The organism is Paraburkholderia sp. A1RI-2L, assembly GCF_048957375.1.
In the GTDB taxonomy this organism is placed as follows: Bacteria; Pseudomonadota; Gammaproteobacteria; order Burkholderiales; family Burkholderiaceae; genus Paraburkholderia.
The window spans coordinates 203027-216406 of the sequence record NZ_JARBTA010000002.1; the positions used below are offsets into that span (position 1 = coordinate 203027).

Genomic DNA, 13380 nt, shown 5'->3' on the forward strand with positions numbered 1-13380 from the left:
TCTTCTGTTTTTACTATTTTTATAAAGTAGGAGTACATAATGAAAAAGATAGTGTTTGCAGTACTATCCGCGCTGAGCTGCGGGTCTGCATGGGCGCAATCGTCTGTCACACTGTACGGCTTGATTGACGCCGGCGTTACTTATACCAATCGAGTCGATTCTTCGTCGGGCAAGGGAGCCGCCGTTCAATTCCAGTCTGGAGTCGCCCAATCAAGTCGATGGGGGATGCGCGGTGTCGAAGATCTCGGCGGAGGAATGAAGGCGATTTTCACTCTGGAAAGTGAGTTTGACGTCGGTACGGGCTCGCTCCTGGCAGGGGGGGCAGAATTCGGCCTGCAATCGTTCGTTGGCTTGGCGGGAAACTGGGGTACCGTCACGCTCGGGCGTCAGTATGATTTCATCGGTTACTATTTCCCTGCGTACGCGATTGCCGCCAATACACCTGCCGGTCTGCTGGGCTGGAGCCTTCCGACCTATGCATCGGGAGGATATGCCCTTGATAACCGGGTGTGGGGTGATCTTGTCAATAACGCGGTCAAATATGAGTCTCCTGTTATCGGAGGCTTTACGTTTGGTGCAATGTATGGATTCGGCAATGTTGCAGGTTCGATGGGCCAGAATAGCGCTAGTAACTTCTATGTGGGCTATGCCAACGGACCGTTCAGCGCAGCGCTGTCCTATATGTCGATTCATAACGTGACACCTTCGGATAACTCAGCCGAATACGCAGCAGGTGCAGCCTATAACATTGGCAAGGCGCGCTTGTTCGGCTATGTCACGGATGTACAGCTATCGAGCGGTGACAGGCCTCGCGCGACGACATTCGAAGGCGGAGCCACCTACCAACTGACGCCTGCGCTGTCGCTCGGCGGGGGGCTGCAATATCAAATACGTAACAATGACGTTGGCAGCGCAAACCAACTGATACTCAGTGCAGACTACTTCCTCTCGAAACGCACGGACGTCTATCTAGTCGGCACTTTGGCACATGACCACGGTTTTAGTGCGCAAGCAGAGGCCGCATTGGGTGCACCCTCCGGCACCAACGTACAGACGGCTGTACGCATCGGGCTCCGGCACAAGTTCTAAGGGGGGCAGACTGGCTGTCGTGGGCCTGAAGAAGCTACACTGGCGCGGGGCTTTCTTGCATTGAAAGAAGACCCGTGCCATGTGCTTTTTCAGCGGTGACAACGTTCTCGTTGCCGAGGTCGAGTACTGTTCGAACGCAATTTGCCGGATGGCTCTGGCGAAACGAGGCGTAGTAGTGCGCAGGGTGACTCAGCATGATTGAATCTGCACAAATGTGGTTGAGCTCGAACGGCGCATAGTGTGACTGGCTGGAGCGCGCCAGGCTGGTGGAGGCGTCGTGCGTGATCGCTCGTCGGGAGAATGTGCATCCTTTCCCGAAGGCCGATGCGGATCTGCACAATCTCTTCAATCTGAAAACTGGTTGGCTTCTCGACGATGTTTGTGGGCGATCTCCTGGGCGCGCTGATTCTCCTCTATATCGTGAAGGGCACGCTTGCCCTGCTGCCCAGACATCCAAGCCAGTCCTCACGCATGACCGACGGCATGTTCAGGATCCGGCTGGCGCTCGATCTCGCCTATAACAACCGCCTGGCTTGACGGCAGATATGGGGTGCACGACCCGTCAGGGCTCGAACAGGGCCGTCGAAGGTTCTCACCTTTGCGGGATCAACGGCTCTCGAAGTGCGGGAGCCTGGGCCGGCCGCCCAGCATTGGGAGCGCCTAGCGGTCGTCGGGAATCGCGACATTTCAGCCTGGATGCAGCACCACGTCGAGATGAGGGAGGTCAACAATCGGACATAACTCCACGAGGCGGGGTGCGATTGCGCCTCATCGCAACCCCTTCATAACTCTAGCGTGCGGCCTGATTGTTATATGCATTCGTTAGTGCAACGTGAATGCTGAACATCCCGTTCGTGAGGCGGGAATCGCCAGGCCGCTTCGGGAGCAAAGCCAGCAATCCCTTCATCGCATACAGCATGATTAGCGTGCCGGTGAGGTCGCGCACAAACATGCTGAACAGGCTTTCGAAGAAATGCCCCGTCGCACCGGTCAACGCAAACCACAGGTGATGCAACAGCGGATTCGCGACTGAATACGCAACGGCGAGCACAAGAAGTCGGGGCGGTATGAGATTCGTCAACGATGCGCGCAAGCCGCAATATTCTCTCGCGAACCTGTACACCAGATACGGAGCCGCTGACCCAAGTATTGCGCCAGCAATCGCACTCACAGGGTCATGCGGGAACCAGTAAAGAATCCGTTACCAGACCGGCAAGCAGCAAGAAGGAAACCATCGACACCAACCAGCAGCGTGCTCAATAGCCGTACGCCGGATGGAAGGAATATCCAGTTGATGCCTCGGACAAACGAGGTATGCGCAAACCCCTCCCGATTGATCCACAGCGATGCCACGAACGCTATCAGGGTGGCCGCGATCGACCGGAAATCTATACGCAAGCTCAACTTTGCGATGAACTCCCTTTCCCTTCGGACTATGATTGGCCAATCATAGCGCCCGCGTGTGGTTCTGCGAAATGCATCTTCAACAGCCTATGCGCAAGCTTAAGGTTAGCGCCCGGGTCACAATGCTGACCACTGCGAATCTCGCGACGCGTGGAGTCTTGGCAATCAGAGACAACATTAGGGGAGTTGCGCGAGAGGAGGGGGATCATCGCGGATTGCATGTTTCTCATCATGCCGGTGAGTACACAGTCCGCGAGGCTCCACCATGATGGTATTCGCGGCCACAGCATGCTGCGTGTCTCAAGAGGAGGCAGGTACGCGGCGTGCTGTCACGCATGTGTAATGGCTTCGAATCTGGGGCACAAATGGAAATCGATACGACAGGATGGTTCCCATCGGACGACTATGCGCCGGCCCGGGAGGGCTGGTACGAAGTCAGGCTCACGACCGGAGATACGGCATTCTCCCGGTTTATCGACGGACATTGGACGGAGCAGCCTGTGCTTATGTTCACGCACTGGCGTGGTCTGAGTGCGGATCCGGGTGACTCCGCCGACAGCGAGCACATGGACGCGCAGGCGGCCGCCGCACAAGGCGTACGAGCGGTGTGGAACGCGTTTTTCCCCGCAGTGGGGGATACGCACACACTCAAGAAATAGCTGCTGTCACTTACCCATGCAGCAGAACCGTCATTCGGGTGGCTGGTTGGCTCCGAAAGCCGGCAGACAGGCAAGGAATGCTCGCCGCAGCTCTTGTTGGGGCTAGTTCCGGGCGCTTCGATCATGACGATACCTTTTTTACTCAGATCTCGCTCCGCAGTGACAAGCCGCAATTCGCGGCGCAGAACATCGCATTCGGCGGGCGCGGCAATCAGAGCCCGAAACTCCCCGGTACCCAGCGTGACCGCATCGTTTGACATGGCTATATCCAGCATGCCAGGGGGCCGCGCATACAGCCGATCCATTCGCAAAGTCTTCCTGGATGCGCCCTGATCTCTTGCCGTCTGAAAAATCTGAGGCATAGATTTCCCGATGTCAAGGAATCGCGATTTCTGCATCAGCGCTTTAAGCGTCCCGACGGTCGAAAATCCGGCCGATCAGTTCGTCATTTTCGTGGGGACTGAGGGGTTTATGACTCGCGCGGCACTGTCGTACCTCTGAAACGAAAGGATGGCTAACCGGCATGCCCGAGGAGTACCACTGCGCGAAGGTTTTCTCTCAGCGCATAACGAGTCTGTTTTCGCCGTATGGAGGGCGGCCTGCGCTTTTCTCGCAGAGGGGGCGGCCGCCGGATGCATCGTGGCGTTATCCAGGCGCGAGCCCGTGAGCAACTGAACCCAGACATCGGACGCGGGGAATTGGCCCAACCGATGGTGTCGTATGGCAGCAGCGTTTCGAACGGAATGCTGTACTGCCGGCCAAGCGTCACTTGCCCGTATCCGCTTTTGATACCCACGTACGCCTGTCGTCCGAACTCTCGATTGCCTTGCAGCGAGACCCTCGTTGTCGGATTGAAGTCCGCCTCGATGCGAAATATCGCGGACATGCCGCCACCTAGGTCTTCGGTGCCGAACAGGCCCAGTCGCGATCCGTTGAAGAAGCCCGGGCCGAGCGCCACGGCACTGCCCAGATGGTCTTGGCACCCGGCCACTGTCACTCTCCCCAGAGTGACTGACTCGAAGATCAAATGGGCATTCCTCCCGCCTCAGAATCTAGCAGTTCTACTCATCCCGCCGTCCAAGTCTGCGACGTCGCGTTTGGCAGGCTCGTGAAGCACCACCCGCCGGGGCCCGAGGCTGACTCGACAATAGCTCATAACAGTTCTGATCGCAATCGCATGGCAATACATCGAGGAGGGATCGACGGTCAAGAAATGATCGTCTCGTAGGTACATACCCCAATTCTTTGCGCGCAATTCCACGATGTCATTGCGGTCAAGCTTGATATCCGTATTGCACCTGGATTGCGATCGACGACAATTCGACATATTATTGGCCCGCGCTTTGCCTCGCAAGGGGGAGGGAGATATCACTAGAGTGCCGTCAACGTCTTCATAGCTAGAAACGTAGGCCGCTCGCGATTGCCGTCACTTCTTCGACTCTTTCGCAGGTCGAGCCATCCGCGCGCGGTGCTGGCCACCTCTTCAACGGCTGATACGAATCAACTGGAATGTAGATGTTCGGCCGCGAAACGTGCCAGCTTTAGAGAGATCTTTTTTGTAACGAGACATCTGCGCTTCGGCGAATTCTCGTCGCTGAAGGTTGAGCAGATTCATACCGGAGCATGAGATGAACGTAAGAGTTGAGGGGCCCTCGAAGGAGAAACGCTACACCTACGAGTGGTACGTTGTGTGCATCTGCATGTTGGCGTACATTTTTTCTTTCGTGGATCGGCAGGTTCTCGCACTCATGATTGAGCCAATAAAACGTGATTTAGATCTTACCGATACCCAGTTTAGCCTTTTGTACGGCTTCGCCTTTTCACTCTTCTACGCGGTGATGGGGATGCCACTCGCATATCTTGCTGATCGCTTCGCGCGCCCCCGCATCATTGCGTCTGGCGTCGCGCTATGGAGTCTGGCGACTGCCGCATGTGGTCTAAGTCAGAACTTCGTCCATATGTTCATTTCTCGAATGAGTGTGGGCGTTGGAGAAGCAGCACTGTCGCCCGGGACCTATTCGATGCTCGCCGATATGTTTCCTAAGTCGAAGCTTGGACGCGCCGTGGGCGTCTATTCACTCGGTTCATTCATTGGTGGGGGGGCAGCGTTTCTTGTGGGAGCTTATGTGATTGCGCTACTGAAACATACCAGTGTCGTCTCGCTACCTCTTATTGGCGACGTTCGGCCGTGGCAGGTCACGTTTTTCATGGTCGGATTGCCCGGTCTGCTGATCGCCTTGATTGTCAAGCTCACCGTTCGCGACCCTGCTCGACAGGAACTTGCCCGCGATGATGAAGGCCAGATCAAGCGGGTTTCGACGGCGGACGCTTTGCGCTTTATCGCATTGCATCGACGCACTTTCCTTTGCCATTTCATGGGATTTTCGTTTTACGCAATGACTCTTTATTGCCTCATGAACTGGAGTCCCGCGTTCTATATTCGACGCTTCGGCCTCACCCCGGTCGAGGCGGGCTACGCACTGGGGACTGTGATGCTTATCTCCAATACGGCCGGAGTATTCTGCGGTGGTTGGCTGAGCGACTGGCTTCTGCGGTGCGGATACGCCGACGCGCCAATGCGCGCAGCCTCTATCGGCGCTGTCTGCATGCTCGTGCCATCTGTGGCGTTTGCGCAGACCTCGGGCCTTATCGCATCTCTGGCGTGGCTGGTCGTTGCCATGTTCTTCGCCTCATTTCCGCTCGCTACCTCAGTGGCCGCTATGCAGACCCTCTCCCCGAACCAAATGCGGGCTCAGATCTCGGCGATGTTTTTGCTTGTTTCCAACCTCATTGGCCTTGGTCTCGGGATGACCCTTGTTGCACTCGTTACTGACAAAGTGTTCGGGTCACCGCTTGCGGTCGGAAACTCTATGACGGTCGTAAATGCTTGTGGCGCCAGTCTTGCGGCAATCTTGCTCATCTTGGGATGTAAGCAGTTTCGCGCAAGTATGCAACGAGAAGCAATACGCATGAACGCCACAGCAGATCGTCCAGGTGAACCGAGTCGCGGACAGCTTGATGCCGACGACACTGTCGCCATTGACTCAAACGGACCTCTGTAAACTTCCAGCTTCGTCGCCCGGTCTAGCCGACAGACAACAAACATGCGCGAATAACTTATCTTGGACTCAATCGGTCCGGATCTAATTGTTCAATGGTGAAACCTGCGCTGAAGTAAGATTTGTCACCACACGATAAATTCGTCCGCGCCCCCTGAAATCATCTGAGTCAATCAGATTATTTCGAAGAAACTACTTCGGATGACGAATCGATACGGAGGTGGTGATGGAGTTGGATCTGCAACGTCGAATTCCATGCAAGAAATGTGTATGTGGGAAACTCGTTCTGCTATGTAGTGAAGGAACGATCCAGGTAATGCTTTCTTGCTTGGAAGGCGATCGAGCGGGGTATTTCGCGGAAGTCTGAATCGTTGTTATAGGATGGTTTTTAAAATCAATCTAGAAAAATAAGTTATTTATCGTTTGGAGAGAGGCGATGTTAAAGAAAATGAGCGCGACACTTCTTTTCGCGGTTACGGGGTCAGTGTTCGCACAGAGCAGCACAACGCTGTATGGCATTATTGACACAGGCGTGTCTTATTACAACAACGCTTTGTCGGGGGGCTCGTCGGTTGGAATGCCGACCATAACGGGTGAACTTCCATCGCGCTGGGGCATGAGGGGAACCGAAGATCTGGGCGGGGGCTACAAGACCTTCTTCGTGCTGGAAAATGGTTTCCAGCCGGCTACCGGCGCGTTGAACTACGGCGGACGTTTTTTTGGTCGCCAGGCGAATGTTGGCGTGAGTAGTACGTTTGGGTCACTCACGTTTGGCCGCCAGTTGAATATGACCATGTATGCCTTGAACAATGCTGACGTGATAGGACCGTCTATTCATTCGTTGGGTAATTTTGATCCTTATATCCCGAACGCCCGAAGTGACAACGCCATTGGTTATATGGGAACATTCCGAGGACTGACGCTCGGCGGCACGTACAGCTTTGGCCGTGATGCTGCGGGGCCTGCCGGCCCCTCGGCCACCAATTGTGCTGGCCAAGTTCCTGGTGACATGGTCGCGTGCAGGCAATACACGGCAATGATCGCATACGATTCGACCCGATTCGGAGTTGCTGCGTCGTTTGACGTGTCCCGCGGAGGCATTGGTGCGTCGGCACCGTTGAATAATCCGAGCTACACGGATACACACAATATTGTTGACGGCTATCTCAAACTTGGTTCCGCCAAAATTGGTGTTGGGTGGGTCAGAAGAAATACGGCAGGCGCTAGTCATCTTCAATCTGATATTTTCTTTGCAGGTGGAACGTATTCAGTTACGCCATTCCTGATTTTCGACGCTCAGGGAGTGCGTTACCTGCAACGCGGTGAAGGTGCCGACGCGGATGCGAACTCAACGTTGCTCGTTGGCCGTATTAACTATCTCTTATCAAAACGAACCACTGTCTACACATCAATTGGTTACGTATTCAATAGTGCGCGTGCCGCGAATCCAGTTGCCGCAGGAGGAGCAGTTAGTCGTGGCACGAACCAAGTCGGTGTAATGGCGGGATTGCAGCAGCGGTTTTGAGCGATGTAAATGATGAATAGACGAACTAAGACGCACTGCGGGAGGGTAAATAACTAAGGCGCCAAAGTGAATTCAGTGTGCGTTGCCCCTTGCCGGCTCTGCTTAGGCCGGCAAGGCGTGACGATCCGTGAGAATCGGAAGATCGCTTGGATCGCTGCGACGCGCAGATGAGCGCAGCGATTTTCTCGGCCTCTGAACGGCGTTGTTGCAGAAATTGGGGCGCTTCCAGGTGGACTGACGTTTACGTGCAACGCTCGGGTTGACCAGGATGTTAACTTCGCATCGAGCTGCGTAGATTCTCGATTTTTTCCCCGAGAAGATGCGCAAGGACGAACGCAAGGCCAGCGAACCCAAAGGGGTGTACCGCGTCAGGAACTGGCGGGATTACAACGCGGGCTTGATCGCAAGAGGCGATGTAACCATGTGGATTGATGAAGGCGTACTGACGCAGGTACCCGAGGCTGGCCCGACCAGGCACGGCCGACCGCGTGTCTACAGCGATGCAGCGATCCAGATGCTGCTCAGTCTCAAGCAAGTCTTTCATCTGCCGCTGCGCGCACTGCAAGGCTTCGCCCAGAGCTTGCGCAAGCTCGCCTTTCCGAGCTTGCCGGTACCCAACTACACGACCTTGAGCCGTCGCGCCCAGACCCTCAAGGTCGCGCTGCCGGCGCAACGTCCCCATGAGCCCATGCACCTCGTGATCGACAGCACCGGGCTGAAGGTTTACGGCGAAGGCGAGTGGAAGGTGCGCAAGCATGGCTGGTCCAAGCGTCGCACCTGGCGCAAGGTGCACCTCGCGATGGATGCGAACACAGGCCAGATCTGCGCCGCGCTGATGACCCATCAGGACGAAGGCGATGGCGAAGTGTTGCCCGATCTGCTCGACCAGATTCCGGCTGATGTAATGATCGATACCATCGCAGGCGATGGCGCTTACGACACCAAGCCTTGTCACGCGCAGATCGCCGCGCGTGGCGCCAGCCCGTCGATTCCGCCGCGCGAGGGAGCGAAGCCGTGGCCAGACCGCACGCCCGGCGCCACCTGGCGCAATGCAGCTATTGCCGCTATCGAAGGAAGCAGCAGGCGCGAATGGAAGCAGGCGAGCGGCTACCACCGGCGATCGCTCGCCGAGACCTTGATGTACCGGCTCAAGGTACTCACGGGCTCCTGTCTGTGGGCGCGCGCGACGGGCTCGCAAGCCACCGAGGTATCAATCCGTGCGGGTGTACTCAATCGCATGGTAGCCCTCGCTCGCCCGCAGTCCGTCCGTATCGCCTGAGATTGAGAGCACACAGATCATGTCGTCTCTACGCCTGATTTACGCAACAACGCCCCTCTGAACGGTCGGAGCCAATAACCAAGCTCGGGGTTGATCAATTGATGCATTCCTTGCCAGATGCCTTTGCTGCCAGGCGGGGATCGCTAGCTCGCGGGCAGTAGCCGCTGAGTTGCGCGAGCTTCATGAGGCTGTGTGATGTAGGTCGCGCGTTCGCGGTACGTGAGATGGATCTGAGCCTTCTTGGCGATCGTTTTCTGTTAGCGAAGCGAGGCGAGATTGAAGCTGAAGGCATAGTACGCTGCACACCTGGTTCCTGACGGGCATAAACCCGATATACGAGGGAATGGGCGTCACTTCCGGACGCGCGACGGCAACGGCGAGCTCAACGCGATGATCAACGCCTGCCAGCATCGCGGCGCGACCCTCACGCGCATGGGCAAGGGCAATCAGTCGACTTTCACCTGTCCGTTCCATGCGTGGTGCTACAAGAGCGACGGACGTCTCGTGAAGGTCAAGGCGCCCGGCGAGTACTGCGACGACTTCGACAAGTCCACGCGCGGCCTCAAGAAGGCCCGCATTGCAAGCTACAAGGGCTTCGTGTTCATCAGCCTCGATGTCGAGGCGACTGACACGCTCGAGGACTGTCTCGGCGACGCGCGCATCTTCCTCGACATGATGGTCGCGCAGTCGCCCACGGGCGAGCTCGAAGTGCTGCCCGGCAAGTCCGCCTACACCTACGAAGGTAACTGGAAGCTGCAGAACGAGAATGGCCTCGACGGCTATCACGTGAGCACCGTGCACTACAACTACGTCGCCACAGTGCAGCGCCGGCAAGAAGCGAACGCGCAGAACGGCGGCGCGGCGAACGGCACGCTCGACTACAGCAAGCTAGGTGCGGGCGACGCGGAGACCGACGATGGCTGGTTTGCGTTCAGGAATGGCCATAGCGTCCTGTTCAGTGACATGCCGAACCCCAGCGTGCGTCCCGGCTATGCGAGCGTCATGCCGCGTCTCGTCGAGGCATACGGCCAGAAGAAAGCCGAGTGGATGATGCACCGCCTGCGCAACCTGAACGTCTATCCGAGCCTCTTTTTCATGGACCAGATCAGCTCCCAGTTGCGCATCGTGCGTCCGGTCGCCTGGAACAAGACGGAGGTCATCAGCCAGTGCATCGGCGTGAAGGGCGAATCGGACCAGGACCGCGAGAGCCGCATTCGGCAATTCGAAGACTTCTTCAATGTATCGGGAATGGGCACGCCGGACGATCTCGTGGAGTTCCGCGAACAGCAGCGCGGCTTCCAGGCACGCCTCGAACGCTGGAGCGATATCTCGCGCGGTCATCACAAATGGGTGGCGGGCGAGACGGCGAATACGCGCCTGCTCGGGATCGACCCCGTGCTGTGCGGCACGGAGCTGACCCACGAGGGGCTTTACGTCAACCAGCACGGTGCGTGGCAGACCTTCCTCGCGAACGGTCTCGCACAGCAGTCGAACATCACGAAGGAGGGGTGAATCATGCCGGTCACCTTGCAGCAATCGGTCGAGCAGTTTCTCTATCGCAAGGCCGAGCTTTGCGACGCGCAAAGCTGGGACGAGTATCTCGATCTCTTCGACGAAAACAGCGAATTGCACGTGCCCCAATGGGACTCCGAGCACGTGTACACGACCGACCCGAAGCGCGGCATGTCGCTCATCTACTACGCGAACCGCACGGGACTGGAAGATCGTGTGTTCCGCCTGCGTACGGGCAAGTCGGCGGCTTCGACGCCGCTGCCGCGCACGCTGCACCAGATCACCAATGTGCGCATAGCAGAGCGCGAACACGGCGAACTGGAGGTGAAGGCCAACTGGGTGACGTTCTACGCGCGGCACGGCGTGGCCGAACACTTCTTCGGACGCGTCACCTATCAGCTGCGTCCAGCCGGCGACACCTGGAAGATCGCACGCAAGCATGTGCTCCTGCTGAACGACACGATCAACGCCGTGCTCGACTTCTACCATCTGTAAGCGGGAGCGCCACGAAATGAGCCACAAGGTTGCATTCAGTTTTGCCGACGGCAAGACGGTATTTTTTGACGTCCGCTCCGGCGAACTCCTGCTCGACGCCGCGCTGCGCAATGGCGTGAGCATTCCGCTCGATTGTCGCGAGGGCGTGTGTGGGACCTGCCAGGGACGTTGCGAGTCGGGCAGCTTTACGCAGGACTATGTCGACGAAGAAACGCTCTCCGCCGCCGATGTCGCCGCGCGCAAAATCCTGTCCTGCCAGACGCGCGTGCAATCCGATGCGTCGTTTTACTTCGACTTCGATTCGAGCCTGTGCAGCGCGGGCGGCACCACGTTGCTCACTGGCCAGGTCACGGCCGTGAAGCAGGTATCCGAAACGACGGCCATCCTGCATCTGGACGCGAGTACGCATCCGGGACGGCTCGATTTTCTGCCCGGGCAGTATGCCCGCGTAAAGGTGCCAGGCGCCGATGTGTGGCGTTCATATTCGTTCGCCAACCGGCCCAAGGATGACAATCAGCTGCAATTTCTGATTCGTCTGTTGCCCGATGGCGCGATGAGCAACTACATGCGCGAGCATTGCGCGCCGGGCCAGACGATCGAGTTCGAGGCGCCACTCGGCACGTTCTATCTGCGGGAAGTAGAGCGGCCCCTGGTGATGGTCGCGGGTGGCACCGGCCTGTCCGCATTCCTGGGCATGCTCGACGATCTCGCGCACAAGGGCGGCTGCGGCCAGAAAATTCACCTTTACTATGGCGTCACGAACGCGCGCGATCTGTGCGAGCTCGATCGATTGAAGTCTTACGAGGCGCGCATCGCGAACTTCGCGAGCGATATCGTGGTGATGAATCCCTCCGAAGCATGGCAGGGCAAGACGGGGCTCATTCCCGAGCATTTCGACCGCGCGACGCTCGAGGCGAGCCTGTTCGACATGTACCTGTGCGGACCGCCGCAGATGGTCGAGGCAATCAAAACGTGGCTCGCTAGCGAACGCCTCGACGGCCACCGTCTCTACTACGAGAAATTTGGGGACAGCAACGGCGCGCAGCCAGCCGCGTGAGGCTGCGGCGCAGCATGCATTTGGGGTGTTGCGGTATTTTGTCCGTGCGTGGCGTGGTTTACCATTGAGTAATTGTTTATCTCTCAGTGACACGCCATGCCAACCCCCGCCGTCAACGATAGTCGAGGTATCGACGCGCTGCGTCACGACCTCGAAGGCGCGCGCGACTGGATGGCGTCGATATGCGGACCGCACGCGCTGCAGGTGCGCAGCCCGAAGGCACTGCAGTTCCATCATTCGGGAACAGTGATGCGCTCCATGGCGAGCACGTTGGGCTATGTCGAATACGGCACCGACGTCACCGTCTCCGTGCACAACGACGCGCCGCTCAACTGCTATAGCGTGAGTCTGCCGCTCACCGGGCAGCAGGAGCTCGCCGCGCGCGGTCGCCTGTGGCTGTCGGACCAGGACAGCGGCCTCGTCCTGTCGCCGCACGAGCGGCAGGACCTTGCGATCATGGGCAATTGCCGCAAGATCATCGTTTCGATTCCGAGCCCGGCCGCGCGCCAGGTGCTGGAAGGACTTCTGCAACGACCGCTCGACGCCGCCTTGACGTTCGAGCCGCAAATGAACGCTGCCGATGGCAATCAGGCCGCGTGGTGGCGCATGGTCAAGTTTCTGCTGGCCGAGATGGGGCAGGTCGGCCCGTTGCTCAATCATCAGCAGATGGTGGGAGATCTCGAGCAGGCGCTGATCAAAGGGCTGTTGCTCTCCCAGCCGCACAACTATTCGCAGGCGCTTGCCGAGGCGATGCGTCCAGCGTGCCCGCACTATTTGTTGCGCGCGAAACAGTTTATCCACGACAACGCCCGTGAAAGTATCGCGCTCGAAGACATCGAGCGTGCGGCCGGCGTGTCGCGCTACAAGTTGTTCGAAGGCTTCAGGCAGCATTTCGGGCATGCACCCATGGCCTATCTGAAGAGGCACCGGCTCGAAGCGGTGCGGCGCGAAATTGTTTCGGATTGCTCGGATCGCAATGTTTCTTCCATCGCGATGAACTGGGGCTTCTCGCATCTCGGCCGCTTTTCCAGCGACTACAAGCAGCTCTTTGGCGAAACGCCATCGCAAACACTCAGGCGTGCGGCGAGACGTTAGATCGTTCGACGAGGAGTCGCACGAAGTCAGTATGGACGGGCGGGGGGCACGCTATGAGCATAGAGACGACATGTGCCGCTTATTGAGGCAAGCTATGCACGCCGGCTCGGCGTGCAGGTGGACTCAGGACTTGCGAACAGGATTCCTCGAACGATCAGCGCATCATGGCACTGAGCTGCGTGGGGAGGTTCACCGCATGGTGAACT

At 57.8% G+C, this 13380-nt stretch carries 12 protein-coding genes and 1 pseudogene; 11 read left to right on the top strand and 2 right to left on the bottom strand.

Annotated elements, in window-relative coordinates:
* Window positions 1–39 precede the first annotated feature (39 nt).
* Both PWP93_RS15770 and PWP93_RS15775 read left to right on the top strand, forming a co-directional pair.
* Window positions 40–1089, top strand: coding sequence for a porin (locus PWP93_RS15770; protein ID WP_421028836.1), 1050 nt, complete (start codon window positions 40–42; stop codon window positions 1087–1089).
* 381 nt (window positions 1090–1470) lie between these two features.
* Complete coding sequence (locus tag PWP93_RS15775; RefSeq protein ID WP_421028835.1) at window positions 1471–1626, top strand: hypothetical protein; 156 nt, start codon at window positions 1471–1473, stop codon at window positions 1624–1626.
* Between the two features lie 253 nt (window positions 1627–1879).
* Here the strand turns inward: PWP93_RS15775 and PWP93_RS15780 are convergent, their stop codons facing one another.
* Entirely contained in the window at window positions 1880–2140 is a 261-nt protein-coding gene (locus tag PWP93_RS15780) for a hypothetical protein (protein WP_421028834.1), read from the bottom strand.
* Between the two features lie 718 nt (window positions 2141–2858).
* Here PWP93_RS15780 and PWP93_RS15785 point away from each other — a divergent pair.
* Together PWP93_RS15785 and PWP93_RS15790 are read left to right on the top strand one after the other, a co-directional pair.
* Window positions 2859–3152, top strand: a complete 294-nt coding sequence (locus tag PWP93_RS15785; RefSeq protein WP_421028833.1) for a hypothetical protein — start codon at window positions 2859–2861, stop codon at window positions 3150–3152.
* A gap of 77 nt (window positions 3153–3229) precedes the next feature.
* Window positions 3230–3409, top strand: coding sequence for a hypothetical protein (locus PWP93_RS15790; protein ID WP_421028832.1), 180 nt, complete (start codon window positions 3230–3232; stop codon window positions 3407–3409).
* A 257-nt stretch (window positions 3410–3666) separates the two neighbouring features.
* On the opposite strand, the gene PWP93_RS15795 is transcribed toward PWP93_RS15790, so the two are convergent.
* Window positions 3667–4149 carry a porin gene (locus tag PWP93_RS15795; RefSeq protein WP_421042797.1) on the bottom strand — a complete coding sequence of 161 codons (483 nt, stop codon included), beginning with the start codon at window positions 4147–4149 and terminating at the stop codon, window positions 3667–3669.
* Window positions 4150–4780: 631 nt separating this feature from the next.
* Between PWP93_RS15795 and PWP93_RS15800 the strand changes: the two genes are divergently transcribed.
* The 7 genes and pseudogenes from PWP93_RS15800 to PWP93_RS15830 all read left to right on the top strand — a co-directional run bounded on the left by PWP93_RS15800 (window position 4781) and on the right by PWP93_RS15830 (window position 13174).
* Window positions 4781–6214, top strand: coding sequence for a spinster family MFS transporter (locus tag PWP93_RS15800; protein ID WP_421028831.1), 1434 nt, complete (start codon window positions 4781–4783; stop codon window positions 6212–6214).
* Window positions 6215–6647: 433 nt separating this feature from the next.
* Window positions 6648–7736, top strand: coding sequence for a porin (locus PWP93_RS15805; RefSeq protein ID WP_421042781.1), 1089 nt, complete (start codon window positions 6648–6650; stop codon window positions 7734–7736).
* A gap of 319 nt (window positions 7737–8055) precedes the next feature.
* Window positions 8056–9015: an IS5 family transposase gene (locus PWP93_RS15810; RefSeq protein ID WP_421026637.1), complete on the top strand. Its 960-nt coding sequence runs from the start codon at window positions 8056–8058 to the stop codon at window positions 9013–9015.
* A 360-nt stretch (window positions 9016–9375) separates the two neighbouring features.
* A pseudogene (antA, locus tag PWP93_RS15815) lies at window positions 9376–10527 on the top strand (anthranilate 1,2-dioxygenase large subunit); the annotation flags it as partial.
* Between the two features lie 3 nt (window positions 10528–10530).
* Window positions 10531–11022 (top strand): anthranilate 1,2-dioxygenase small subunit, encoded by a 492-nt coding sequence (gene antB / locus PWP93_RS15820; RefSeq protein ID WP_421028829.1) that lies wholly within the window; start codon window positions 10531–10533, stop codon window positions 11020–11022.
* Between the two features lie 16 nt (window positions 11023–11038).
* Entirely contained in the window at window positions 11039–12079 is a 1041-nt protein-coding gene (gene antC / locus PWP93_RS15825) for an anthranilate 1,2-dioxygenase electron transfer component AntC (RefSeq protein ID WP_421028828.1), read from the top strand.
* Between the two features lie 96 nt (window positions 12080–12175).
* A complete protein-coding gene (locus tag PWP93_RS15830) occupies window positions 12176–13174 on the top strand; it encodes an AraC family transcriptional regulator (RefSeq protein ID WP_421028827.1) in 999 nt (332 codons plus the stop codon).
* The last annotated feature ends 206 nt before the right edge of the window (window positions 13175–13380 follow it).

What these genes read in the sequence shown, in the direction of transcription:
- PWP93_RS15770 (WP_421028836.1), top strand. Translation starts at nt 40, where the DNA reads ATGAAAAAGATAGTGTTTGCAGTACTATCCGCGCTGAGCTGCGGGTCT.
- PWP93_RS15785 (WP_421028833.1), top strand. Translation starts at nt 2,859, where the DNA reads ATGGAAATCGATACGACAGGATGGTTCCCATCGGACGACTATGCGCCG.
- PWP93_RS15790 (WP_421028832.1), top strand. Translation starts at nt 3,230, where the DNA reads ATGCTCGCCGCAGCTCTTGTTGGGGCTAGTTCCGGGCGCTTCGATCAT.
- PWP93_RS15800 (WP_421028831.1), top strand. Translation starts at nt 4,781, where the DNA reads ATGAACGTAAGAGTTGAGGGGCCCTCGAAGGAGAAACGCTACACCTAC.
- PWP93_RS15805 (WP_421042781.1), top strand. Translation starts at nt 6,648, where the DNA reads ATGTTAAAGAAAATGAGCGCGACACTTCTTTTCGCGGTTACGGGGTCA.
- PWP93_RS15810 (WP_421026637.1), top strand. Translation starts at nt 8,056, where the DNA reads ATGCGCAAGGACGAACGCAAGGCCAGCGAACCCAAAGGGGTGTACCGC.
- antB (WP_421028829.1), top strand. Translation starts at nt 10,531, where the DNA reads ATGCCGGTCACCTTGCAGCAATCGGTCGAGCAGTTTCTCTATCGCAAG.
- antC (WP_421028828.1), top strand. Translation starts at nt 11,039, where the DNA reads ATGAGCCACAAGGTTGCATTCAGTTTTGCCGACGGCAAGACGGTATTT.
- PWP93_RS15830 (WP_421028827.1), top strand. Translation starts at nt 12,176, where the DNA reads ATGCCAACCCCCGCCGTCAACGATAGTCGAGGTATCGACGCGCTGCGT.